Origin of the sequence: Pseudomonas sp. PSPC3-2 (genome assembly GCF_049897085.1) — a bacterium.
Lineage (GTDB): Bacteria > Pseudomonadota > Gammaproteobacteria > Pseudomonadales > Pseudomonadaceae > Aquipseudomonas > Aquipseudomonas paraveronii.
On sequence record NZ_JAFCVO010000022.1, the window covers coordinates 36048 to 59076 of the forward strand.

A 23029-nucleotide genomic window follows, 5' to 3' on the forward strand; every position below is an offset into this window, starting at 1 on the left:
TGTCACGAAAAGTGTCGAGACTTATAACGAGAACAACCACTGGCCGCAAGCCGAGTCGAACCGTTGTAGAATGCGCGGCCCATGTCTTTACCGGAATCTGTAATGGATCGCCCGCGTTTTCGAGCTGTATTTTTTCATCCACGATTTTGGCTGTTATGGCTGGGACTCGGCCTGCTGTGGCTGGTCACTCAATTGCCGTACCGTGCGCTGCTGACCATTGGTCGCCTGCTGGGTGCCGGCATGTACCGCGTGGCCGGCGAACGGCGCCGCATCGCCGCGCGCAACCTGGAGCTGTGCTTCCCGGAAAAGTCCGCGCAAGCGCGTAAACACTTGCTCAAGGAAAACTTCGCCTCCACCGGCATCGCCTTCTTTGAAATGGCCATGAGCTGGTGGTGGTCGCGCCAGCGCCTGGCGCGGCTGGCCCATGTTGAAGGCCTGGAGCACCTCAAGCAGGCCCAGTTGGACGGCAAGGGCGTGATCCTCATGGCCCTGCATTTCACCACCCTGGAAATCGGCGCGGCGCTGCTCGGGCAAAAGCACACCATCGACGGCATGTACCGCGAGCACGGCAACCCGCTGTTCGACTTTATCCAGCGCCGTGGCCGCGAGCGCCACAACCTTGACTCCCTGGCCGTGGAGCGTGAAGACGTGCGCGGCATGCTCAAGCTGCTGCGCGCCGGCCGGGCCATCTGGTACGCACCGGATCAGGACTACGGCGCCAAGCAAAGTATCTTCGTGCCGCTGTTCGGTATCCAGGCCGCCACGGTGACCGCCACCAGTAAGTTCGCCCGCCTGGGCAAGGCGCTGGTGGTGCCGTTTACCCAGGAACGCCTGGCCGACGGCAGCGGTTACCGCCTGGTGGTCCACCCGCCGTTGACTGATTTTCCCGGCGAGAGCGATGAGATCGATTGCCTGCGGATCAACCAGTGGGTCGAAACCTCGGTGCGCGAATGCCCCGAGCAATACCTGTGGACCCATCGCCGCTTCAAGAGCCGGCCGCCGGGCGAGCCCAAATTGTACGAAAAACGCCGTCGATAAGACCTGCTTTTCCCCCCATGGAGTAATGCGATGCGCCAAGCTGAACCGGTCACAGGCTTGATTCTTTCCGGCGGCGGGGCGCGAGCGGCGTATCAGGTGGGGGTATTGGCGGCGATTGCCGAGTTGCTGCCGCCTGGCGCGGCCAATCCGTTTCCGGTGATCGTCGGTACATCGGCCGGCGCAATTAACGCGGTGAGCTTGGCCAGCGGCGCCATGGACTTCACTGCGGCGATCGAGCGTCTGACGGCGTTCTGGCAGGGGTTTCGCAGCCACCTGGTGCTACGCAGCGACTGGCCGGGGGTGATTCACCAGGCCGGTCGCTTCTGTTTCCACAGCCTGCTCGGCCTGGGCGCCCAGGTGCCGGTGGCGCTGCTCAACAGCTCGCCGCTGCGCGATTTGCTGCACGACAAACTTGACCTGGACGGCATTGACGAAGCCATCCGCGACAAACACCTGAAGGCGGTGGCGGTCACGGCCTTCGGTTACGAATCCGGGCAAGCGGTGACGTTCTACCAGGGCGGCGGCACCATCGATGCATGGTTGCGCCACCGGCGTATCGGTGTGCCCACCCAACTCACGGTTGAACACCTGTTGGCCAGTTCGGCGATTCCCTTGCTGTTTGCCCCGGTCAAACTCGAGCATGAGTATTTCGGCGATGGCGCCGTGCGGCAATCGGCGCCTATCAGCCCGGCCTTGCACCTGGGCGCCAACCGCGTGCTGGTGGTGGGCGTCAGCGGCAACCCGCGCGGCGTCGAGCATGAACACCCGTTGCAGCGCGCCTACACCGGCCAGCAGCCGACCCTGGCGCAGATCGGCGGGCACATGCTCAACAGCACGTTTATTGACAGCCTGGAAAGTGATATCGAATTGCTGGAGCGCTTGAACCAGTTCAGCCATTTCCAGCCGGTCGACAGCGCGGCCCAGGGCCTGGCGCCGGTGGACGTGCTGGTGATTGCGCCGAGTCAGCCGATCGATGAGATTGCGGCGCGGCATCGGCAGGAATTGCCGGCGGCGTTGCGTCTGTTCCTGCGGGGGCCGGGTGCGACCAAGACCAGCGGGGCGGGGGTGCTCAGTTATTTGCTGTTCGAGGCGGGGTATTGCAGCGAATTGATCGAGTTGGGGCGCAGTGATGCCCTGGCCAAGCGCGAGGAAATAACGCGGTTCCTGGGCCTGTTACCGATCTGACGGTGGGAGGGGGCAAGCCCCCTCCCACATGAATCCGCGGTGTTCAATCAGAAGTGGTACTTGACCAGGAAGCTCGCCGTATCCTGAGTGGTCTTGAACGCGCCGGAATCTTCGATCCCGTACTTGTTCTTCCAGTAGTCGTATTCAAAACCGACATACAGCTGTTTCTCGCCCCAGTTCATCGCCTTGCCCAGGTCATATTTGACCTGTGGGTTGAAGTGCAGGTTGGCGTGATACGTGCCATGGGCGTTCTTGTCGTTGTCCACCACCCAATCCATATAGCCGTCGATGAGGATGTTGGAGTTGCCCATGGGAAGCGTGTACGACCACACCGGAGTGATCTGCCATACGCCGTCGCCTGCGCGACTGCCTTCGGTCTGGCGCTGATAGAAGTTCAACTGGAAGTAGTCGAAACCGGGGATGTTCAGGTCGAAGCCCGGGCCCAACAGGTACGATTCGTTATCGCCTTCGCCGAACTCGTAAGTGAACGCCAGCAATACATCTTTGATCGGGCCGAAGGACAAGTCTTTGTCGAAAATCTTGCCGAACGACAGGCGTGGACTGAACTCGCCGTAGTAAGTACTGGGGCCGACGTTGCCGTCTTCCTTGCCGTTGTAAAAGATGCGGTCGAGGAAGAAGAAGTTGTCGCCGTACTTCCACGCATCGGCGTGTTCAAACGTGACGGTCTGTTGGATCTGCGGGTTGACGGTAAAGTTTTTGCCCCACAGGTACGTCAGGCTGTTGTTCTGCCATTGCAACAGGTCACCGGCCACAGCTTGGCCACCAGCCAGCAGGGTTCCTGCCAGCATCAGGCCTTTGAACATAGGTTTCATTCGGTTGCTCCCGAGTTAAAGTTTTATGGTTTTTCTTCTACGTCGGCGCTCTGGTGTGGCGCCTTTTGGCTCGCTGAAAAAATCGTCTGTTCGGTCAGCTTTTATGCTTTAGCAAGAGCTGCGCCAAGGTGCTAAAAAACCCAAAAAATTGTCGTCGGCGGCAACGGATGCAGTCGAACTCAGGGGACTTTTGCGCACTTGGGCCGCAGACCGCAGGCCGGGATAAGTTGGCCTTATAGTCAGCTTTTATATTCGCTGTTTTTTTTTGAGTCGATTCGAGCGGGCGCGGAGAATACTGGCTCCAAAGCCTTGGCTCAAGTGCGCTGTTAGAGCGCGTATGGGGCGAGAATGGGGCACGGCTCGTAGCCGTCCCCAGGTCAATGGTGTACATGTGGGCGTTCCCTGTTTGTTATTGTTTTTGTTGTAACGAAGGAATCAATGCGTGTGGGCGATGGCGTGTCGTTCAGAACCCCGAGGATGTTGAACAGTACATTCAGCGACAACGCACGCCGGTCATAACACCTCGGATCTTTTTGGTGTGTTGTTAGGCATTCAACGGCTGGGTGTCACTCAGTGTTCAAAACATCGCAGGCCCGATGTGGGAGGGGGCTTGCTCCCGATTGCGGTGTGTCATTCAAAGTATCAGTGACTGAATCGCCGCCATCGGGAGCAAGCCCCCTCCCACAGGTTAGGCATGCGCTCATCCGTTAATTCGTGCGCGCCCCCTGATTGATCCAGGTGCCGATCAGATCGCGTTCCTGCTGGGTCATCTGGGTGATGTTGCCCAATGGCATGATCTGGCTCGCCACGGCCTGCGCCTGAATACGCGCCGCCTGTTGCTGGATCTGCGTCGGTGTGTCGAACATCACGCCCGCCGGTGCAGTGCTGAACAACGGGCTGCTGGGCTTGGCCGAATGGCAGACGGCGCAACGTGCCTGGATCACCCCATGCACCTTGTCGAAATCAATCGTCGCCTGGGCAGGTGCGGCTGCAGCAGCGGGTGCGGCGGGCGCAGCGGATTTCACGCCACCGCCCAGCGCGGTTTCCGGCAACGGTTGGTACTCGATGGTTGCCGGTGCCTTGGCTACGTCCGTGACTGGCTTGGGCCCGGTGACATACGCCAGGCAAATCATCGCCAACGCGCCCACCGGCAAGGTCCAGGCATATTTCTGGCTGCTATGCCGGGTGTTGAAGTAATGCCGCACCAACACCGCTGCCACGGCAATCCCCGCGAGGATCAGCCAGTTGTACTGGCTGCCGTAAGTGCTCGGGAAGTGGTTGCTGATCATGATGAACAGCACCGGCAAGGTGAAGTAGTTGTTGTGCCGTGAACGCAGCAAGCCCTTGGCCGGCAGGGCCGGGTCCGGCGTGCGGTTCTGCGCGATTGCCGCCACCAGCGCGCGTTGCGCCGGCATGATGATGCGGAACACGTTGCCTACCATGATGGTGCCGATGATCGCCCCCACATGCAGGTACGCGCCCCGGCCGCTGAACACTTTGCTGAAGCCATACGCCGCCGCGATCAATAGCACGAACAAGGTCAGGCCGAGCAGGGCCGGGCGTTTGCCCAGGGCCGAGTCGCAGAGAAAGGAGTAGATGAACCAGCCGGCGAACAGTGAGCCGATGCCCAGCAACACGCCTTCGGTGCCGCTCAGGCTGCTGCCGGGGGCGAGCAGGTACAGCGTAGGGTTGAGGTAGAACACCACGCACAGCAGCGCGACGCCCGACATCCAGGTGAAATAGGCTTCCCATTTGAACCAGTGCAGGTTGTCCGGCATGGTCGGCGGGGCCAGTTTGTATTTTTCCAGGTGGTAGATACCGCCACCGTGAATCGCCCACAAGTCACCGGCCAGGCCGTCCTTGGGGTTGACGCGATTGAGGTTGTTTTCCAGCCAGACAAAGTAAAACGACGCGCCAATCCAGGCGACGCCAGTGATCATGTGAACCCAGCGCACGCTAAGGTTCAGCCATTCCAACAGGTGTGCTTCCACAGTCTTTACCTCTCGCTTGTCGCCCTTGTTGTCGGGTGATCAGGCCTTCTCTTATTGGTGGGGGGCGAGGATCAACCGCTCATCCTCTTTGAAAAAATGCTCATCGCAGTTATTGCCGGTGCCACTGCGATCAACCACCAGGAAGTCATCCCGCTTTTCGATCGTCAGCACCGGGTGGTGCCAGACGCCGCGATGGTAATTAATGCCCTGCCTGCCGTTGGTGACGAAGGCGCGGACCAAGCCTGATACCGGTGCATCGCCAAGTGGCGCGACCACGATCAGAAAGGGGTTGCCGAGCAGCGGTATGAACGCCTGGCTGCCCAGCGGGTGTCGCTCCAGCATGCACACGGTCAGCGGCATGTCCTGCGCGTCGGCGCGGAAGATGCTGATGATGGCGTGGTCTTCAGGCGTAGCGGTTTCGACCGTCGCCAGTTTGTGGAAGCGCATGGTCGAACCGTTGTTGATCATGAAGTGATCGCTGCCGTCGGTTTCGATAACGTCTCCGAAAGGGGCGAAGGCTTCTTTGGTCAGGGGTTCGATCATCAGTGTGCGCATGGCTGTCTTCTTAAGTTTTCGAATGTGATGTTGTCTGATCTACCGCAATCGCGGGCAAGCCCGGCTCCCACATTTGTCCGCGTACCCCTGTGGGAGCCGGGCTTGCCCGCGATTGGGCTCACGCCTATTTAGCGACCTTGCCCAATACGCGCAGGCGGCTCACACCACCATCCGGGAACACATTCAGGCGGATGTGGGTAATCGGCCCCAGCGCCTTGATCTGCTCGGCGAAGGTGTGTTCGGCGTGCATTTCCAGCTTCTGCGCCGGCAGCAGTTCGCGCCAGAACAGCGATTGGGTTTCGATCTGGCTGTCGGTGCCGCCCTTGACGAAGGCGCCCTGGATCGAGCAAGTGTCCGGGTAGTTGCCCTTGAAGTGCAGGGTGTCGACGATGATCTTTTCGATCTCGCCCGCATGGCCCAGCGCGACGATCACCCAGTCATTGCCTGGCGTGCGACGGCGGGCGGTTTCCCAGCCATCGCCCATGTTGACGCCACGGCCCGGATTGAGGAGGTTGCCCATGCGGCCGAAGTGTTCGTCGGAGCAGGCCAGGGCCCGGCCGCCGTTCAGCGCGGCAGCCAGGTCGACCTGTTCGTTGTCGCCCACCGCCGACCAGTCGCGGAACGGTACACCGTACACGCGCAGACGGGCCACGCCGCCATCCGGGTAGATGTTGAAGCGCAGGTGGCTGAACGCCTGGTCGTGGTTGATTGCGTGGTAGTGGTGGCTGTTGCCTTGCAGTTCGACGGCCGACAGCACTTCCACCCACTCGGTGCTGTCGTCCGGCTCGCCCGAGGTCAGGAAGCAGGCTTCCAGGGAGGCCGACGGCGGGAAGTTACCGGTGAAGAATGAAGTGTCGATGTCCACGCCCTTGATCGAGCCGGCTGCGCCCAGGCGGATCACTGCGCTGTCGTAGCCTTCGAAGCGTTTGCGGCGTGACTCCCAGCCGTCCATCCACTTGCCGTTATCATCGAAAACGCCCTCCTTCCACACGGCCGGGGTCGGCTGGAACAGGCGGTTGGCGTCGGCGAACCAGTCATCGGTCACCGAGATGATCTTGGTGCCGAGGCGGGCGTCGGCGAGGTTGACGAACTTCTCGAACGGTAAGGGTTGCGCTTTCATTCTTCTTGTCTGCCTTGGATAGGGTGGCTGGGGATGGTCGTTTAGAGGGTCAGTAAGCGGAACAGCGCGATCTTGTTGATCTCGTCCAGCGCGCACTTGAACTCGGTGTCCACCGGGTTATGGATGCGCGATTCGAACGCGTTGATGATCTGATGCCGGTTGCTGCCTTTTACCGCCATGATGAAGGGAAACTTGAACTTGGCTTTGTAGGCCTCGTTCAGCTCGGTGAAGCGTGAGAACTCTTCGGCCGTGCATTGGTGAATACCGGCGCCCGCTTGTTCCTGGGTGCTGGCTTCGGTCAGTTGGCCCTGGATGGCCGCACGGCCGGCCAGGTCCGGGTGAGCGTTGATCAGCGCCAGTTGCCGGGTGTGATCGGCGCTCAAGAGGATGTCGCTCATGCGTTGGTGCAGGGTTTCGACCACGTCGATCGAAGCGTCCTGGCCCAGGTCGAAGGCCTTTTCAGCCACCCATGGCGAATGTTCGTAGATGTCGGCAAAGGCGCTGATGAATGCATCGCGGCTCAGGCTCGACGGTTTCAAGGTCTGGAACGCGGTCATTGCGCCGCTCCCTTGTAAGGGTGCGTGGCGTGCCAGTGACGGGCAATGTCGACACGGCGGGTGAACCACACCTGTTCATGGCCCTTGGCGTATTCGATAAAGCGTTTCAACGACGCAAGGCGCGCCGGGCGGCCGATCAGGCGGCAGTGCAGGCCGATGGAAAGCATCTTCGGCGCGTCGGCCCCTTCGGCGTAGAGCACGTCGAACGCGTCTTTGAGGTATTCGAAAAAGTCATCGCCCTTGTTGAAGCCCTGCACCTGGGTGAAACGCATGTCGTTGGTGTCCAGGGTGTAAGGGATCACCAGGTGCGGCTTGCCGGTGGGGTTGTTGGGTTCCCAGTAGGGTAGGTCGTCGTCATAGGTGTCGCAGTCATAGAGAAAGCCGCCTTCCTCCATCACCAGGCGCCGCGTGTTCGGGCCGGTGCGGCCGGTGTACCAGCCCAGCGGGCGTTCGCCGGTCAGTTCGGTGAGGATGCGGATGGCTTCGAGCATATGCTCGCGTTCCTGGGCCTCGTCCATGTACTGGTAGTCGATCCAGCGATAGCCGTGGCTGCAGATCTCATGGCCGGCGGCGACCATTGCACGGATCACGTCCGGATGGCGCTGGGCGGCCATGGCCACGGCGAAGAGGGTCAGCGGGATATCGAATGCTTTAAACAATTTGAGGACGCGCCACACGCCGGCACGGCTGCCGTATTCGTACAGCGACTCCATGCTCATGTTGCGCTCGCCCTGCAGCGGCTGGGCCGAGACCATTTCCGACAGGAAGGCTTCGGACTCTTTGTCACCGTGCAAAATATTGCGCTCGCCGCCTTCTTCGTAGTTGAGTACAAAAGACAACGCGATGCGTGCCTTGCCCGGCCAGTGGGGGTGAGGAGGGTTACTGCCGTAACCGATCAGGTCGCGTGGGTAGTCAGCGCTCACTGCAGTCTTCCTTCTTGTGCGTGGTAGCGGTGTGTGTGGCGGCCGGGCAGTGGAAAGACTGAGTGGCGTCACAGTGATGAGTGATTGTATACAACTTATTGCCCACTTTGTAAGCCTGGATTTCTGCCTTTTTTCCGCCACGCTCACCTTCAAGGGTGTAGCAAGAAACTTGCCTGACTGGTCAGCTAATGGACAAAAGGTTGTTTAAAAGCAAGGATTACTCGTGAATCGGCCGGTCGAGCAAGGTCGGCTGGAGGATCCTAGGGTTTGTAATTTTTATTGTGTACAATTTTTTTAAAAAGTGTCTTAATCGACCAGCGCCGGCTTTTTCGCTGCCCTGAAAAAGTGCGGCATTCACTTCTACTGACCTCGGGAGGCGCGTACACGCCATGGGACGTTTGACCACACACGTTTTGGACGCCGCTCACGGCTGTCCCGGCAGCACCATCAAGGTTGAACTGTACCGCGTCGACGGCGCGCAACTGGAACGGGTCGCCAGCGCCGTGACCAACAGCGACGGCCGCTGCGACGCACCGTTGCTCCAAGGCGACGACTACCGCAGCGGTGTCTACCAGCTGCAATTCAGCGCCGGCGACTATTACCGTGCCCGTGGCGTGCAATTGCCAGAGCCGGCCTTCCTCGACGTGGTGGTGCTGCGCTTTGGCATCAGCGCTGAACAGGATCACTACCATGTGCCCCTGCTGATTTCGCCCTACAGTTACTCCACCTACCGCGGTAGCTGAGCGCGCCCCCACAGCTCTTCGTTGGTTTTTCGCCCGCCCACACGGCGGGCTTTTTTCATGCCGCTTGCGCGTGCAACTATCTAGCGCCTTTTGCACAGAGGCGCTGTCTAGGCTGGGTGTTTTCCTCATACAGAAGAAAACACCATGACCTCGTCCCCCGATCACGCGAGCGGTTCAGCCGATACCGTTACTGACGACGACCCGGACCTCGCTGCCCAAGCGCAAGCGCAGGCGATTCGCGAGCAGTTGAAACGGCGGATCAACGCCTATACCCATCCCAGCCGCCTGATCAATCAGATCGGTCTTGCCGACGCGCGCTGCATCACCTCGACGCGGGCACTGGCACGCCTGATAGGACGCTCGCCGAAAGTCTTGACGGTCATTCGCGCCGAGCTGCGCAACGCGTTCGAGATGGACCCGGACCACCTGTTGTTCACCGAGCCCAAGCCGCCAGCCGTGCCGCGCAAAGTCGACAGCCTGACCGATCGGGCGCTGGCGTTGCTGGTCCTGCCGACGGTGGTGATCAACGTCAATCAATTCACCACCCTGAGCGTTAAAGACGAGCCGAACCGGCGCTTGCCTTATACGCCGCTGGAAGCACTGCGCCGTGTGATCGCGCTGAGGCTGTTTGAGCGGCTGGCCCATGCGGTCAGCGTCTATTGGGACGCCCTGGCGCAGGGTTCCTGGCTCACTCGCCGGGAGCGCTGGGTCGAGTTGTACAAGGCGCTTTTCGCCGACCGGGCGTTTATGGCGCGGCAACTGGAGCCGTTATCGAGTGCGGCATTGGACATGGTTCAGGCCCTGATCGAGGCTCCCACCGCCGAGGCTCGCCAGCGCGCGGGCGGGGCTTGGGCCACGCTGCAAGTGGGCCAGTTGCTGTGGCCGGGTACGCCTGCGGTAGCGATTCCCGGTGCCTTGCATCTTTATCGAGAAGGCGACCCCAGCGAGGCACCGCATGTGGTTTATCTGCCGGGAGAGGGCTGCAACTTCTACGAGTACCCGTCCTACGCGGCCCTGCAGGACGGCCTGCTGGTGTTGGACCGGTCTCGGTTCCACGCGCTCTGGCAGTGCTTGCCGCTGAGTCGGCGCAATGACTTATGCCGGCCAACCGCCTTGTCCCCGGCGCACCGCTTTGTTCGCGGCCTGCCGGTGATGGACGACGCGCTGACGCTGTGCGCCCAGGCGTTGCTGACAGGGCAATGGAGCAACGAGCTGGCTTGTGCGGTGAAGATCAATGACGCGCACGTGTTTTCTGAACAACGGCCTCGGCCTCAGCCGCTGGACGCCGAACCTTTTCTGGCACAGGTGGAGGGGGCGAGGCAGCAACTGGTCGGTGGCGCTCGGCTCGGCGTTATTGGCGATCAATTGCTCAACTGGGACCGACAACGACGAGGCGCAGAAATCATCTTCGCAAGCACGGCGTCCGGCCTGGCTCTGCGCACCGCTGAGCATCAGGTCAAACGCTACGAAAAAGCCCTGGTTGCGCTGCTGGTCCCGGACGATCCCAGCGCGGACACGCTTGCGTACCAGATAATCGTGGCGCTGGTGAGCCAACTCAAGGCGTATGCCGAGGTGTTGAAGACACTGATGCGGGATGGGCAGCCTCGGTTGCTCGATTTGGCTTTTTGGGCCGAGCGTCCCGACGGCGCGGGGACGCCCAGGCGCGTGTCGCTGTTCATGCGCACCCAAACCGAGGCCCTGCGCTGTGAGGTTGAGTTGCAACACCGGCTCAAGCTGATCAGTACGGCGCATCGCGACCTGATGATCGACGTGGTGGAGCACCCGTCGCCCACCCAACGCCTTGGCAGTCAGACCCAAGTCCTGTCGATCGCGGTGGGCAGCGAACCGGACGCGTTTTACGCCCTCCATAACGTGTGGGTGGTGACCACGGCAGCGGCGGTAAGGCGCCCGGCGCGCCAGCTTCCGGTGGTGGTATACGCTTTTGGAAGCGAAGGCGGGGTCAAGGCGTTTGCCGGACTGGACGCCTTGACCCAAAGCCTCCAGGCGAGCCTGAGCAGCCTTGACGACTCGGTGCTCTGGGGCTGCGTCGAGCACGATAAGCGGCGTGACTTACGCGCACATGCGGCCCGTGGAACCCTCGGCGTGCGCTACGTTGAGATCCAGGGCAAGCCTGCGCTGGTGGCTCTCAAGAAACTGCTGGGCTGCTATGACCGCTTGAAACGAAGCCGCGAAGACATCACGCGTATTTTCAGTGAAGTGACGGATGCCGAGCTGAGCCGCTCGCTGCTAATGGTCGCGCTGGAAGAACAGCTGAATATTCCGCTCAATACTGCCCTGAGCCAGGCTCTGGCCAACATCGAGCTGCTGCGCGCGGCGGCGTCTGAAGCGAGGAAACTGCCCACTTGGTTGGCGCACGCAACCCGGGCCCAGCGTAGAACCTTCAAGCGTTTGCTGCGGCTGTACCTGGGCAGCGCTTTTGCGTTTAAAGGCCGACTTGGGCAACGCCTGCCTGACCTGGATACATTCGCCCGGCGCGCGTTGATCGCCCGTTTGCGCCAGGATGGTTTCTTCCCGCTGTTGGACATCGACCAACCGTTGATTGATATGCCGGATGATGTCCACGGTGCGTTTTGTGGATGGACCAGCGGCTGTACGGTGGGTGATCGCAACATCGTGCTGACCCCAACCGCAGCGCGCACGACCTTCAGCCTGCTGCAACTGACGCTGCATAACCTCGACCCACTGGCGCCCTGGACCGCTTGGCGATTCAATCGTGCGCGCTATCTGCAACCTGAGTGGAAGCAACGCCTGAATGCCGACTACTTGACCCGTATGGTGTCTTCGCTGGATATCGGCGGTCAGTACGACACCGCGATCAACCGGGTTTTTTATCCGCGTATTGAAGCCGACCGCGCGCTCAGCAACGGGCGGATTCGCGAACTGTTGAATCGCGCCTTGCGCGCGGGCGTTGAGTATCACCTGTTCTGCGCGACTCAGCAGGGGCTGACGGCGACGGCACAAAGCGTATTCAAGACCGCGATGGCGGCGCGCACACCGCAAGACCTGTCGAACAACCAGCACCAGTTGCAGCTGTACGTGGTTCATCTGGTGGGCCACACGATGCAGCATGATCGCTATGTCGCAGGGATCGTGGTGGTGCATGACCGGCGCTCCGAACTGTGCCTGGTTTACTGGCCCGATGCGCCGTCGTCCCTGGTCCTGACCGAGTACGGCAGCCTGCAACGGGCCCATGCTGAATTGAACCGCATCGGCGCGTTACCGGATAACGTCAAGGCGCTGGCGCGGCAGGTCGCACCGGGCTGGGCATTCGAGGCGATCCCCCAGCCTGCGGAGGGCGGCGGTGCACACGTCCAGGCTGGCAAAACGCTTAAAGCCATACCGGCTTTTTTCATGGCGAAAGGGATTTGGCGGGGGATCGAGTTTGTTCGTTCATTCAGCATCAAGCACCTGGAGCCTGCGGCGGTGCTTGAGGAGATCGAAGCCCAAACCCTTGAGCAGATCGCCAGTGAACCGCAGGACTGGCTGGCGCTTGTGGCTACGCCCCACAGCAACGCCGAGGCGTTGCTCTACCACGCCAGCGTGCTGGATTTGCAACGGAGGACTCAAGCTGCCAGCCATTCCGGCAAGGCGTTGGCGAGCTATCGAACCCGCCGTCTGGGTGAGCAGGGCGACACCCGCGCGCGGGCGGTGGTGGGGGTTTTCTCGCCGTTGTACGGGATGTTCAATGACTTCTATGAGTTGCTGCGCGTATCGCGCAGTTATCACCGTTTCGGCGACCCCCACGATGCGGTCGATCTGGGTTTTATGAGCGCCTTTATGGCGATCGACCTGCTGCTGAACTTAATCCCCGGCCCGAAGAAGGTGGGCCGTGCCGGCGCAGGTATTGCGCGGCCGGTGCTGAGAGGGTTGCTGGGGCGCATACAGCGGTTGCGGATGGCGGTACGCAGCGGGGTTTCTCGCACGGCACCGTCCCCCGTGACGCAGTTGAAGGCCTTGGAACGGTTCAAAATCAAGGGGGTGCCGGAGGGCGCCGTTGCATTGAAAGGGCCGGACGAGTCGGGCGTCTATGTGAAAAATGGTGAGCCCTTTGTGGCGGATGATACGCACCATTACCCCCTTTGCCGGCGTGGGAACGAACCGGTATTTCGCCTGAAAAACACGCAGGTGCCGGGGCAAGACGAACTGATTTTGCACCTCCATCAGCCCAAGGAATGGTCACTCGGCGCGGACGCCCCGCAACCGGTGGCGGGCACGAGTTCCGGCGTGCTCAACCCATGGCGCGCGCCAGCGCCGCCACCGCCGCCCGACTGGTGGCCCGCGACTGCACGCGTTGCTCCCGAAGACGCCATTCGCCAGTCATCCGCGACGTCTAGCCACTGGTCGAATTGGCGGACTTCACTGCAGAGCCCGGATGCGACGTCTCCGGTTCCCGAGGTGTTTCATATTACGTCGGACACCCGAGGGTTTCCCCACAATGTCCTTCGGGTGGCCCCGCCGAATACCGGCGTGATGGACCCTATGAGCGGCTATTACAGGATGCTCCCTCAGGGTGATCAGGCGCCGTTGGACGGCATCGTGTTTATCCACAGGAATGAGCCAATGGTGTCATTGGCCAGTTTTGACATTGAGCGCTGGACCAGCGTGGATATTCTGGAGCAGCCTTTCCCGGTGACACGTAGCCCTGCGGGTGAATGGCTGGTCCATGCGCCCCTGTTCGATAAGCCTTTGCCGGAGTCTGTGGGCGCGGTGTTCCCCAGCATGACGCTCTCAAGTCGACAGTTTACCGCCGCAAGGTTGATTGAGTTGGCAGGCCCATCCCGCCCGGCAACGGCCACGCATCTGCTCAATATCCGCGCGACGTTGGACAAATGGTCGCCTCCAGCCCCCGCGAGGGCGGGTCAGACGGATGATTTGCTGAGAATGCTGCGGTCCACCGAAAGGGGCAAAAGAACCTTTCACGTCGGTTTTGACGGCAAGGCACCGGGCTTCACTCGCGTCGATTTCAAGGTGACCGACTTGGACCCGGCGCTGCGATCCGGCGGCCGCGAGATGGGCCCTCAGCGAGACATTGCACAGTGCGCGGCGATCAAGCGTGTGCTGGAACAGCAGGGGTTCAGCGTCGAGGCGCTTCTGGTAAGGCACGGCAACAAGACCACCCGTGAATTATTCGTGACTCATCCTCTTTCCGGCTCAAACCGGGTGTACTACGTGTCAGTTCATTGGCTTGAGCTGGGGTCTATCAAGTTGGAACGTCGGCTGACGGATCGTTGGTTCAATATTGCGATCACCAATAATCCGACGTCGGTGGCGTTTGCTGCCGTCAAGAGTGCGATGCGTGACAAGCGCCTGTTTCGAATCGTAGCGGGCGTCCAATGGCCTACTGCAGGGGAGGCCCTTCCGAGCGTCTATTTCGCCAAAGTGAGCCCGTCCTAGTGGTTGATCAGCGACGCAACGCCAGCGGCCCCGAACAGCCCGGCACTGGTGCGGTTGAACCAGCTCTGGCCGTTGCCGCTGCGCAAATACCGCGCCGCACCGTGGGCGCCAAGACCGTAGGCGAGCTTGCACAGCAGGTCGAGTACGGTCCAGGTGGCGATCATGACGAGCAACTGCGGCAGAAACGGCCGGTCGCTGCTGAGGAACTGCGGCAGGAAGGCGGCGAAGAACAGGATGTCCTTCGGGTTGCTGGCGCCCAGCACAAACGCGCGGCCAAACAAGGCGCGAAAACGCGGCGTGGCGACGGCCAGGGGCACCACAGCGCCCTGGGCTGGTTGGCGCGATTGCTGCCAGCTCTGCCAGGCGAGGTAAAACAGGTAGAGCGCGCCGACCATCTTCAAGGCGCTGAACAGCTGTTCGGACGCCAACAACAGCGCGCCCAGCCCCAGTGCCGAGGCACTCAACAGGCAGATCGAGGCAAACACGCCGCCGAGAAACGCCGGGTACGAACGGCGCAGGCCGTAGTTCAGGCTGTTGCTGATCATCAGCAACGACAACGGGCCGGGAATCAGGATCACGATCAACGCCGCGCCACTGAACAGCAGCCAGGTTTCCAGGTTCATTTAGAGTGCTCCTTTGATGCCAAAGCCTCACCCGAGGGTGAGGCGGTTTCTTCGCGTGTTCCCGAACTACAGGAAGATAAATTTCGCGATAAAAATCGCGCACAACACCCATAGGCTGATGGAGATTTCGCGGTACTTGCCGGTGCCGGCCTTGAGCGCCACATACGTGATAAAGCCCAGGGCGATCCCGTCGGCGACCGAGAAGGTCAGCGGCATCATGATCGCAGTGACGATAGCCGGAATGCTGTCGGTGGCTTCGTCCCAGTTGATATGGGCCATGCTCGCCATCATCAGCATCGCCACATAAATCAGCGCGCCGGCGGTGGCGTAAGCCGGAATCATGCCGGCCAACGGCGCGAAAAACATCGCCGCCACAAACAGCACGCCCACGGTCACGGCGGTCAGCCCGGTACGGCCGCCGGCGGCGACACCGGCGGCGCTTTCCACATAGCTGGTCACCGGCGGCACGCCGACCATGGCGCCGAATACACTGGAGGCGCTGTCAGCCTTCAACGCACGGGACAGGTTGTGGATCTTGCCGTCGGCGTTCACCAGACCGGCGCGCTGCGCGACGCCCATCAGGGTCCCGGCGGTGTCGAACATGTGTACAAACAGAAAGGCAAATACCACGCTGATCATGCTCACATTGAACACACCCTTCACGTCCATGGCCAGCCAGGTCGGCGCCAGGCTCGGCGGGGAGGAGAGGATGCCGTTGTAGTGAACCAGGCCCAGGCCCCAGCCGGCGAGGGTCACGGCGATGATGCTGATGAGGATCGCGCCAAACACTCGGTGGTAGCTGAGGATCGCGATCAGTAGAAAGCAGATGGCCGCCAGCAACGGCGCCGGTTCGTGCAGCGAACCGAGCTTGATCAGGGTGGCCGGGCTGTCGACGATGATGCCGGCGGTTTTCAGGCCGATCACCCCGAGGAACAACCCCACACCGGCGCCCATCGCGTGGCGCAGACTCACCGGAATGCTGTTGAGCAGCCATTCACGGATGCGCGACAGCGTAAGCAGCATGAACAACACGCCGGAGATAAACACCGCACCGAGTGCCGTCTCCCAGGTGTAGCCCATGGTCCCGACCACGGTGTAGGTAAAGAACGCGTTCAAACCCATGCCCGGCGCCAGGCCCACCGGCCAGTTGGCGTACAAGCCCATCAGCAGGCACCCCAGCGCGGCGGCGATGCAGGTGGCGACGAACGCGGCACCGTGATCGATCCCGGCGTCGGCCATGATGTTCGGGTTGACGAAGATGATGTAGGCCATGGTGATGAACGTTGTGAGACCTGCGATCAATTCGGTCTTCACTGTGGTGCCATGCAAGCGCAGTTTGAACAGGCGTTCCAGCCAGCCAGGGTTCGTGAGGGAGAGGTCCGGCGGGGCGAGGTCCAGCGGGGCTTCGGATTTGCGGCTATCCACAGCGAGTACTCCTCAAGCATTTTATTGTTATGGCCAGCGCTTAGGCGCTGTGAGGTACTGGCGGGTTTTGTTGACTAATAGGTCAGGAACTCGCACGAAGCGAATTATGCTTTTGTATACAAATAAAGCAAATAATGTTTTCGATTGCCTGCGCAAAAAGGGATGAAAGGCTAATTCACCGCACTCAGCGCCAGATTGACCGCCAGCCAGCCGTTCACCGCTTCTTCCCCCGCCTCATTGAAGGCGCGCTGCAACAGCTTCACCTGTTCACGGCGTAACGATTGCTCGAAGCGCAGGCCTTCGGTGCTCAATTCCAGCAGGCGTTTGCGCTTGTCGGTCTCGGACGCGACGCTTTCGACGAGGTGCATTTCCTGTAATTGGCGCAGCGGCATGTTCAGCGCCTGCTTGCTCACACCGAGCAATTTCAGCAGTTCTTTCACGTTCAGGCCGGGGTAGCGCGCGATAAAAAACACGATGCGCTGATGCACCCGGCTCAGGCCACGGCGCTCCAGCATTTCGTCGGCCTTGGCGGTGAACGCCTGGTAGCCGAAGAAGAACGCCTCCATAGCTTTTTGCTGGCTGGTCTGGTTTTTAAGGTCAAGCATATTGACGTATCCACTGAAGCCGTCGTAATTTCGGTCAACCAGTTTGACGTATTTCCCACAGGCTTTGCTACCGGTGACTCTATGGCCTTCTCAGAACGTGTTACACGCCTCAAAAGCTCCCTGATCCGTGAAATCCTCGCGGCGGCACAGCGCCCGGAAGTGATGTCGTTCGCCGGCGGGCTGCCTGCCGAAGCGATGTTGCCTGCGTTGAACTGGGACGACATGCCGTTGAATATCGGCCAATACGGCATGAGCGAAGGCGAGCCGCAGCTGCGTGAATTGCTGGCCGCCGAGGCGCGCGCATTGGGCGTGCCGTGCCAGGCCAGCCAGGTGCTGGTGGTCAGCGGCTCCCAGCAGACCCTGGACCTGGCGGCCAAGCTGTATATCGACAAGGGCACGAAAATTCTCTTGGAAGGCCCGACCTACCTGGCCGCGCTGCAGATTTTCCAACTGTTCTGCGCCGAGTGTCTCACCGTGCAACTGGAAGCCGACGGCCCGGACCTGGCCGCGCTGCGCTCCAGTGTCGAACGTCACCGCCCGGCGTTCATCTACCTGATCCCGACGTTCCAGAACCCGTCGGCCGTGCGTTACAGCGAGGCCAAGCGCGAAGCCGTCGCGGCGTTGCTCGACGAGTTCGGCGTGACCCTGATCGAAGACGAACCCTACCGCGAACTGACCTTTGACGGCGGCAGTGCACAGCCCATCGCCGGCCGTCTGAAAAAGGCCAGTTGGATCTACACCGGCACCGTGTCCAAAACATTGTTGCCCGGTTTGCGCGTCGGCTACCTGATCGCCAGCCCCGACCTGTTCCCGCACCTGCTCAAGCTCAAGCAGTCGGCCGACCTGCACACCAATCGCATCGGCCAGTGGCAGGCGATGCAGTGGATCGGCAGCGAGAAGTATCAACAGCACCTGGTGGAACTGCGCAGTTTCTATCGCCAGCGCCGGGACTCATTCCAGGCCGCATTGGTGCGACATTTCAACGACCTGGCGGACTGGCAGGTGCCCCAGGGTGGATTATTCTTCTGGCTGACCTTGAAACAACCGCTCGATACCCGCACCTTGTTGGCACCTGCGCTCGATCAGAACGTCGCGTTCATGCCCGGTGAACCGTTTTTTTCCGAGCCGGACCAGCACCTTGGCTCACTGCGGCTCAATTTCAGCCATATCGACCCGTCCCGTTTGGACGAAGGTCTCAAGCGCCTGGCCGCAGTGGTCCGTCAAGCACAGCACGCGCAAGCGGCATAAGGGGAGCCCCATGTACAAGGTTTATGGCGATCACAAGTCGGGCAACTGCTACAAGGTCAAATTGATGCTCAACCTGTTGGGCATTCCGTATCAATGGGTGGATGTCGACATCCTCAACGGCGGCACCGAGACCCCTGAGTTCCTGGCCAAGAACCCCAACGGCAAGATCCCGGTGCTGGAACTTGAAGACGGCACCTGCCTGTGGGAATCCAACGCGATCCTCAACTTCCTCGCCGATGGCAGCGAGTTTCTGCCGACCGAACCGCGCCTGCGCACCCAGGTGTTGCAGTGGCAGTTCTTCGAGCAGTACAGCCATGAGCCGTATATTGCGGTGGCGCGGTTTATCCAGCTGTATTTGGGCATGCCGCAGGATCGCCTCGACGAATACACCACCAGTCACAAGGGCGGCTACAAGGCGTTGAAGGTGATGGAGCGTCAGTTGCAAAGCACGCCGTACCTGGTGGGCGAGCAGTATTCGATTGCCGATATTGCGCTGTATGCCTACACCCATGTGGCGCATGAGGGCGGTTTTGACTTGACGCCTTACCCGGCTGTGCAGGCGTGGCTGAAGCGGGTGGCCAGCCATCCCAAACATGTGGCCATGCTCGACTGACTCACTCGGTCAACTGTGGGAGGGGGCTTGCTCCCGATAGGGCCGTGTCAGTCACCTGATGCATGACTGAACCACCGCTATCGGGAGCAAGCCCCCTCCCACATTTAATTCAGCGGTGTGTCGGATAATTGCTCATGCAGTAAGTCGAAACAGCGCTGTGCGGCTGGGCTCAGGCCCATCCCGCTGCGACTGATCAGCCCGATCTCCCGGTTCACGTCGGGATGGTCGATGGCGATGCGCTTCAACCCTTCCAGGCTGTCCGCCGCTGATTCGGGCAGCACACTGATCCCCAGCCCCTGACGCACCAGTGCCAGTACGGTCGACATGTAATTGGCCTCCATGCCTGCGTTCATCGTCAGGCGTGTCTGATCAAATAACGCCTCGACGTGCTCGCGCACGCTGCTGTCGCGCCCGGTCAGGATGATCGGCTGATCCGCCAGTTGCTCCAGGGTCAACGCCCGATGGCGGGCGAGCGGATGATTCAGCGGGACAAACGCGCATAACCGATCATTGAGCACCGGCACAAACGCCAGTCCGTGGCTCAGTCGTGCGCGCACGCCGATGCCGAAGTCCACTTCGCCCGAGCGCACCTGGGCATGAATGCGGTGGGCCACCAAGTCATGCAGGCGCACGTCGATCCCGGCGAAGTGTTCGCGAAACAGGCGCAGCGCGGGCGGCAGGGCGCCTGCGCAGACCGAGGGCAGGGCGGCGATAGTCACCACGCCCCGGCGCAGGGCGGCGAGGTCGCGGGAGCCGGTGACGATGTTGTCCAGGTCCAGCAGCAGTTTTTCCATCGGCCCGCGCGCCTCCTGGCCGGCGGCGGTGATGCTCACATGCCGCGGGCTGCGGTCGAGCAGGGCGACGCCGAGCCAGTCCTCCAGTTGCTGAACTTGCACGGTGAGCGCGGACGGCGACAGGTGCAGTTCGTTGGCCGCCTTGGTAAAGCTGCCGGCGCGCGCGACGGTGAGGAAGGCTTGGATGTGTTGGATTGAATTCTTCATTTTGTTTTTCCGAACACTAACCGGTGAATATTCCAATTTACAAAGTCTAACGCGCTTCCAATACTCCAGGGAAAACAATAACCGGCCACCAAGGCCGCTCTGGAGTAACCCATGCTCGCTACCCTGGGTGTCATTACCATCCTTTGCTTGCTCGCTGCCGTCATGAGCAAACGCCTCTCGCCCCTGGTGGCGCTGATCGCCTTACCGATCATCGCCGCGCTGCTCGGCGGGTTCGGCCTGCAAACCAGTGCCTTCGTCATTACCGGTATCAAGAACGTCGCCCCGGTGGTGGGCATGTTTGTGTTCGCGATCCTGTTTTTCGGGATCATGACCGATGCCGGCATGCTGGACCCCATCATCGATCGCATCCTGCGCACAGTAGGGACGCGCCCTACGCGCATTGTCGTTGGCACCGCGACCCTGGCCCTGCTGGTTCACTTGGACGGCTCCGGCGCGGTGACGTTTCTGGTGACGGTGCCGGCGATGCTGCCGCTGTATACGCGGCTGGGCATCGACAAACGCATCCTCGCCTGCGTCTGCGCGATGGCCGCCGGGGTCAACTTCCTACCGTGGACCGGCCCGGTACTGCGCTCGTCGGCCGCGCTGCATGTGCCGGTGGCGGACCTGTTCCAGCCGCTGATCCCGGTGCAGATCGTCGGCTTGATCTTCGTCTTCGCCTGCGCCTGGTGGCTTGGTCATCGTGAGGAAAAACGCCTGGGCCTGGGCGCCGGTTCGACGGTGGACGCCATGCCGCAACGGGTGCTCAGCGACGACGACATCAAGCTGCGTCGCCCACGGCTGTTCTGGGTCAACCTGCTCCTGACCGTGCTGGTCATGGTGGTGATGATTGCCGGCTGGGTCGACCCGGTGGTGATGTTCATGCTCGGTACCGTGGTCGCGCTGTGCATCAACTACCCGAATGTCGACGCCCAGCGTGCACGCATCGACGCCCATGCAAAAACGGCGCTGACCATGGCCAGTATCCTGCTCGCCGCCGGGGTTTTCACCGGCATCATGCAAGGCACCGGCATGCTCAAGGCGATTGCCGAAGTGGCGGTGGCGCAGATTCCGGCCGGCCATGGCAAGTTGATCCCGGCGGTGGTGGGCTTTATTTCCATGCCGCTGAGCATGTTGTTTGACCCCGATTCCTACTATTTCGGCGTGATGCCGGTGATCGCCGAAGTCGGCAAGGCCCTGGGCGTAGACCCCCTGCAAGTGGCCCAGGCCTCATTGCTCGGCGTACACACCACTGGTTTCCCGGTCAGCCCGCTGACCCCCGCGACCTTCCTGTTGGTGGGCCTGTGCAAGATCGAACTGGCCGATCACCAGCGCTTCACCATTCCGTTTCTGTTCGCCGCGTCGGTGTTGATGACCCTGACGGCGTTGCTCTTGGGAGTGTTTTGAGATGAAAACCTTGCGCATCGGTTCCGGCGCCGGCTACTCCGGCGACCGTATCGAACCTGCCGTGGAACTGGCCGAACAGGGTGACCTGGATTATCTGGTCTTCGAATGCCTGGCCGAACGCACCATCGCCTTGGCGCAACAGGCGCGCATCAGCGATCCGCAGGGCGGGTATGACCCGCTGCTGAGTGAACGCATGCGCCGGGTGCTGCCCTTTGTCGGCGAGCATGAAGGTCGCCGGCGCTTGCGGGTGATCACCAATATGGGCGCGGCCAACCCGGTGTCGGCGGCCCGTGAAGTGCGGCGCATCGCCAGCGAACTGGGCCTGGCCCTCAAGGTCGTGGCGGTGGTGGGTGATGATGTGCTCGACGTGTTGCGCCCCGAGCAGGTGTTGGATAACGGCCAGACGCTCGGCTCGCTGGGCGCGCGGCTGATTTCCGCGAACGCCTACCTGGGCGTCGATGGCATTCTGGATGCGTTGCGCGCCGAGGCCGATGTGGTGATCACCGGGCGTGTTGCCGACCCCTCGTTGTTCCTGGCGCCGCAGATGTTTGAGTTCGGTTGGGCGGCGCACGACTGGCTGCGCCTGGGGCGTGGCACGCTGGTCGGGCATTTGCTCGAATGCGCGGGGCAGGTCAGCGGTGGCTATTTCGCCGATCCCGGGTTCAAGGACGTGGACGACCTGGCGCGCCTGGGCTTCCCCTTGGCCGAGATCGATGCCGAGGGCAACGCCGTGATCACCAAAGTGAGCGGGTCCGGCGGGCGCGTCAGCCGCGCCACGTGTACTGAGCAACTGATCTACGAAGTGCATGACCCGGCGGCATACCTGACGCCGGATGTCACCGCCGACTTTTCCGGTGTGAGCTTTGTCGAGGAAAGCGTCGACCGGGTACGCGCCCGGGGCGCTGCCGGACGGGCACGGCCGGAGCGGCTGAAAGTCAGCGTGGGTTATCTGGACGGATGGATCGGCGAGGGGCAGATGTCCTACGGCGGACCGGGGGCCGTCGCACGCGCCCAACTGGCGCGGGAGGTGGTGCTCAAGCGCCTGGAACTGATGGGCGTGGAGATGCAGGACGTGCGCGCCGAGTTGATCGGCATGGACTCGCTGCATGGTCCGCGCAGCAGCGTCGAGCCGTGGGAAGTGCGCCTGCGCGTGGCAGCGCGCTGTGAGGAACGCAGCGAAGCGGTGCGGGTCGGCAATGAAGTGGAAACCCTCTACACCAACGGCCCGTCCGGCGGCGGTGGAGCCAGCAAGAGTGTGCGCCAGGTGGTGGCGGTGGCATCGTTGTTGTTGCCGCGTGACGCAGTCAACCCGAGGATCGAAGCATGAAGCTGCATACCCTGGCCCATTCCCGCACCGGGGATAAGGGCGACACGTCGAATATCTCGATCATTGCTTATCGCGCCGAGGATTATCCGCTGCTCTGCGAACAGCTCACGGCCGAGCGTGTGGCGGCGTTCTTCGCCGGTTTGTTGGAACCGGGTGCGGCGCCGGTACGGCGCTATGAGTTGCCCAATGTTCAGGCGCTGAACTTCGTGTTGCCCGGGATCTTGCGCGGCGGTGTGACCCGCTCGCTGGCGCTGGATGCCCATGGCAAATGCCTGGGTTCTGCATTGCTGGATCTGGACCTGGATTTGCCAACACCGAACTAAATGTGGGAGGGGGCTTGCCCCCGATAGCAGAGTGTCAGTCGATGTATTCGGCGACTGACACTCCCTCATCGGGGGCAAGCCCCCTCCCACAGTGGATCTG

The 23029-nt window shown here is 61.5% G+C and carries 19 protein-coding genes; 9 read left to right on the forward strand and 10 right to left on the reverse strand.

Features of this window, described 5'->3' with window-relative positions; all coding sequences use genetic code 11:
* Nucleotides 1-102 precede the first annotated feature (102 nt).
* Both ACP7CJ_RS25970 and ACP7CJ_RS25975 read left to right on the forward strand, forming a co-directional pair.
* Nucleotides 103-1038, forward strand: coding sequence for a lipid A biosynthesis lauroyl acyltransferase (locus ACP7CJ_RS25970; RefSeq protein WP_276194161.1), 936 nt, complete (start codon nucleotides 103-105; stop codon nucleotides 1036-1038).
* 30 nt (nucleotides 1039-1068) lie between these two features.
* The gene (locus ACP7CJ_RS25975) at nucleotides 1069-2223 is read left to right on the forward strand and encodes a patatin-like phospholipase family protein (protein WP_276194160.1); all 1155 of its coding nucleotides are present in this window, start codon (nucleotides 1069-1071) and stop codon (nucleotides 2221-2223) included.
* A 47-nt stretch (nucleotides 2224-2270) separates the two neighbouring features.
* On the opposite strand, the gene ACP7CJ_RS25980 is transcribed toward ACP7CJ_RS25975, so the two are convergent.
* The 6 genes from ACP7CJ_RS25980 to puuE form a co-directional block, all read right to left on the reverse strand.
* Nucleotides 2271-3056 carry an outer membrane protein OmpK gene (locus tag ACP7CJ_RS25980; RefSeq protein WP_276194159.1) on the reverse strand — a complete coding sequence of 262 codons (786 nt, stop codon included), beginning with the start codon at nucleotides 3054-3056 and terminating at the stop codon, nucleotides 2271-2273.
* A 707-nt stretch (nucleotides 3057-3763) separates the two neighbouring features.
* Complete coding sequence (locus ACP7CJ_RS25985) at nucleotides 3764-5047, reverse strand: urate hydroxylase PuuD (protein WP_426100023.1); 1284 nt, start codon at nucleotides 5045-5047, stop codon at nucleotides 3764-3766.
* A gap of 51 nt (nucleotides 5048-5098) precedes the next feature.
* The gene (locus ACP7CJ_RS25990) at nucleotides 5099-5602 is read right to left on the reverse strand and encodes an ureidoglycolate lyase (protein WP_084381579.1); all 504 of its coding nucleotides are present in this window, start codon (nucleotides 5600-5602) and stop codon (nucleotides 5099-5101) included.
* 124 nt (nucleotides 5603-5726) lie between these two features.
* The gene (alc, locus tag ACP7CJ_RS25995; RefSeq protein WP_276194157.1) at nucleotides 5727-6722 is read right to left on the reverse strand and encodes an allantoicase; all 996 of its coding nucleotides are present in this window, start codon (nucleotides 6720-6722) and stop codon (nucleotides 5727-5729) included.
* A 41-nt stretch (nucleotides 6723-6763) separates the two neighbouring features.
* A complete protein-coding gene (uraD, locus tag ACP7CJ_RS26000; protein ID WP_426100022.1) occupies nucleotides 6764-7279 on the reverse strand; it encodes a 2-oxo-4-hydroxy-4-carboxy-5-ureidoimidazoline decarboxylase in 516 nt (171 codons plus the stop codon).
* Nucleotides 7276-8202, reverse strand: coding sequence for an allantoinase PuuE (puuE, locus tag ACP7CJ_RS26005; RefSeq protein WP_426100021.1), 927 nt, complete (start codon nucleotides 8200-8202; stop codon nucleotides 7276-7278). The genes uraD and puuE overlap by 4 nt, the downstream gene beginning before the upstream one ends.
* Before the next feature lie 389 nt (nucleotides 8203-8591).
* Between puuE and uraH the strand changes: the two genes are divergently transcribed.
* Together uraH and ACP7CJ_RS26015 are read left to right on the forward strand one after the other, a co-directional pair.
* Nucleotides 8592-8945, forward strand: coding sequence for a hydroxyisourate hydrolase (uraH, locus tag ACP7CJ_RS26010; protein WP_276194155.1), 354 nt, complete (start codon nucleotides 8592-8594; stop codon nucleotides 8943-8945).
* Between the two features lie 144 nt (nucleotides 8946-9089).
* Nucleotides 9090-14360 (forward strand): dermonecrotic toxin domain-containing protein, encoded by a 5271-nt coding sequence (locus ACP7CJ_RS26015; RefSeq protein WP_426100020.1) that lies wholly within the window; start codon nucleotides 9090-9092, stop codon nucleotides 14358-14360.
* On the opposite strand, the gene ACP7CJ_RS26020 is transcribed toward ACP7CJ_RS26015, so the two are convergent.
* From ACP7CJ_RS26020 to ACP7CJ_RS26030, 3 genes are all read right to left on the reverse strand, one after another.
* Nucleotides 14357-14983, reverse strand: coding sequence for a LysE family translocator (locus ACP7CJ_RS26020; protein WP_276194153.1), 627 nt, complete (start codon nucleotides 14981-14983; stop codon nucleotides 14357-14359). The genes ACP7CJ_RS26015 and ACP7CJ_RS26020 overlap by 4 nt on opposite strands.
* 66 nt (nucleotides 14984-15049) lie before the next feature.
* Nucleotides 15050-16381 carry an NCS2 family permease gene (locus ACP7CJ_RS26025; protein ID WP_276197972.1) on the reverse strand — a complete coding sequence of 444 codons (1332 nt, stop codon included), beginning with the start codon at nucleotides 16379-16381 and terminating at the stop codon, nucleotides 15050-15052.
* 197 nt (nucleotides 16382-16578) lie between these two features.
* Nucleotides 16579-17013 carry a MarR family winged helix-turn-helix transcriptional regulator gene (locus ACP7CJ_RS26030; RefSeq protein WP_426100019.1) on the reverse strand — a complete coding sequence of 145 codons (435 nt, stop codon included), beginning with the start codon at nucleotides 17011-17013 and terminating at the stop codon, nucleotides 16579-16581.
* An 81-nt stretch (nucleotides 17014-17094) separates the two neighbouring features.
* Here ACP7CJ_RS26030 and ACP7CJ_RS26035 point away from each other — a divergent pair, with 81 nt between their 5' ends.
* Entirely contained in the window at nucleotides 17095-18261 is a 1167-nt protein-coding gene (locus ACP7CJ_RS26035) for a PLP-dependent aminotransferase family protein (RefSeq protein ID WP_426100018.1), read from the forward strand.
* Nucleotides 18262-18271: 10 nt separating this feature from the next.
* Nucleotides 18272-18874, forward strand: a complete 603-nt coding sequence (locus ACP7CJ_RS26040; protein ID WP_426100017.1) for a glutathione S-transferase family protein — start codon at nucleotides 18272-18274, stop codon at nucleotides 18872-18874.
* Nucleotides 18875-18978: 104 nt separating this feature from the next.
* Here ACP7CJ_RS26040 and ACP7CJ_RS26045 read toward each other — a convergent pair whose 3' ends face one another.
* On the reverse strand, nucleotides 18979-19875 hold the full coding sequence (locus tag ACP7CJ_RS26045) for a LysR family transcriptional regulator (RefSeq protein WP_426100016.1): 897 nt from the start codon (nucleotides 19873-19875) through the stop codon (nucleotides 18979-18981).
* A 111-nt stretch (nucleotides 19876-19986) separates the two neighbouring features.
* Between ACP7CJ_RS26045 and ACP7CJ_RS26050 the strand changes: the two genes are divergently transcribed.
* From ACP7CJ_RS26050 to ACP7CJ_RS26060, 3 genes are read left to right on the forward strand one after another with little or no spacing between them, the layout of a single operon-like run.
* Nucleotides 19987-21279: a CitMHS family transporter gene (locus ACP7CJ_RS26050; RefSeq protein WP_198717280.1), complete on the forward strand. Its 1293-nt coding sequence runs from the start codon at nucleotides 19987-19989 to the stop codon at nucleotides 21277-21279.
* 1 nt (nucleotide 21280) lies between these two features.
* Nucleotides 21281-22606, forward strand: a complete 1326-nt coding sequence (locus ACP7CJ_RS26055; protein ID WP_426100015.1) for an acyclic terpene utilization AtuA family protein — start codon at nucleotides 21281-21283, stop codon at nucleotides 22604-22606.
* Nucleotides 22603-22929: an AtuA-related protein gene (locus tag ACP7CJ_RS26060; RefSeq protein WP_426100014.1), complete on the forward strand. Its 327-nt coding sequence runs from the start codon at nucleotides 22603-22605 to the stop codon at nucleotides 22927-22929. The genes ACP7CJ_RS26055 and ACP7CJ_RS26060 overlap by 4 nt, the downstream gene beginning before the upstream one ends.
* Nucleotides 22930-23029 lie beyond the last annotated feature (100 nt).

Bases quoted from the DNA above. Each gene is read 5' to 3' on its own strand.
- ACP7CJ_RS25970 (WP_276194161.1), top strand. From the start codon at position 103: ATGGATCGCCCGCGTTTTCGAGCTGTATTTTTTCATCCACGATTTTGG.
- ACP7CJ_RS25975 (WP_276194160.1), top strand. From the start codon at position 1,069: ATGCGCCAAGCTGAACCGGTCACAGGCTTGATTCTTTCCGGCGGCGGG.
- ACP7CJ_RS25980 (WP_276194159.1), bottom strand. From the start codon at position 3,056: ATGAAACCTATGTTCAAAGGCCTGATGCTGGCAGGAACCCTGCTGGCT.
- ACP7CJ_RS25990 (WP_084381579.1), bottom strand. From the start codon at position 5,602: ATGCGCACACTGATGATCGAACCCCTGACCAAAGAAGCCTTCGCCCCT.
- alc (WP_276194157.1), bottom strand. From the start codon at position 6,722: ATGAAAGCGCAACCCTTACCGTTCGAGAAGTTCGTCAACCTCGCCGAC.
- uraD (WP_426100022.1), bottom strand. From the start codon at position 7,279: ATGACCGCGTTCCAGACCTTGAAACCGTCGAGCCTGAGCCGCGATGCA.
- uraH (WP_276194155.1), top strand. From the start codon at position 8,592: ATGGGACGTTTGACCACACACGTTTTGGACGCCGCTCACGGCTGTCCC.
- ACP7CJ_RS26015 (WP_426100020.1), top strand. From the start codon at position 9,090: ATGACCTCGTCCCCCGATCACGCGAGCGGTTCAGCCGATACCGTTACT.
- ACP7CJ_RS26020 (WP_276194153.1), bottom strand. From the start codon at position 14,983: ATGAACCTGGAAACCTGGCTGCTGTTCAGTGGCGCGGCGTTGATCGTG.
- ACP7CJ_RS26030 (WP_426100019.1), bottom strand. From the start codon at position 17,013: ATGCTTGACCTTAAAAACCAGACCAGCCAGCAAAAAGCTATGGAGGCG.
- ACP7CJ_RS26035 (WP_426100018.1), top strand. From the start codon at position 17,095: ATGGCCTTCTCAGAACGTGTTACACGCCTCAAAAGCTCCCTGATCCGT.
- ACP7CJ_RS26040 (WP_426100017.1), top strand. From the start codon at position 18,272: ATGTACAAGGTTTATGGCGATCACAAGTCGGGCAACTGCTACAAGGTC.
- ACP7CJ_RS26045 (WP_426100016.1), bottom strand. From the start codon at position 19,875: ATGAAGAATTCAATCCAACACATCCAAGCCTTCCTCACCGTCGCGCGC.
- ACP7CJ_RS26050 (WP_198717280.1), top strand. From the start codon at position 19,987: ATGCTCGCTACCCTGGGTGTCATTACCATCCTTTGCTTGCTCGCTGCC.
- ACP7CJ_RS26055 (WP_426100015.1), top strand. From the start codon at position 21,281: ATGAAAACCTTGCGCATCGGTTCCGGCGCCGGCTACTCCGGCGACCGT.
- ACP7CJ_RS26060 (WP_426100014.1), top strand. From the start codon at position 22,603: ATGAAGCTGCATACCCTGGCCCATTCCCGCACCGGGGATAAGGGCGAC.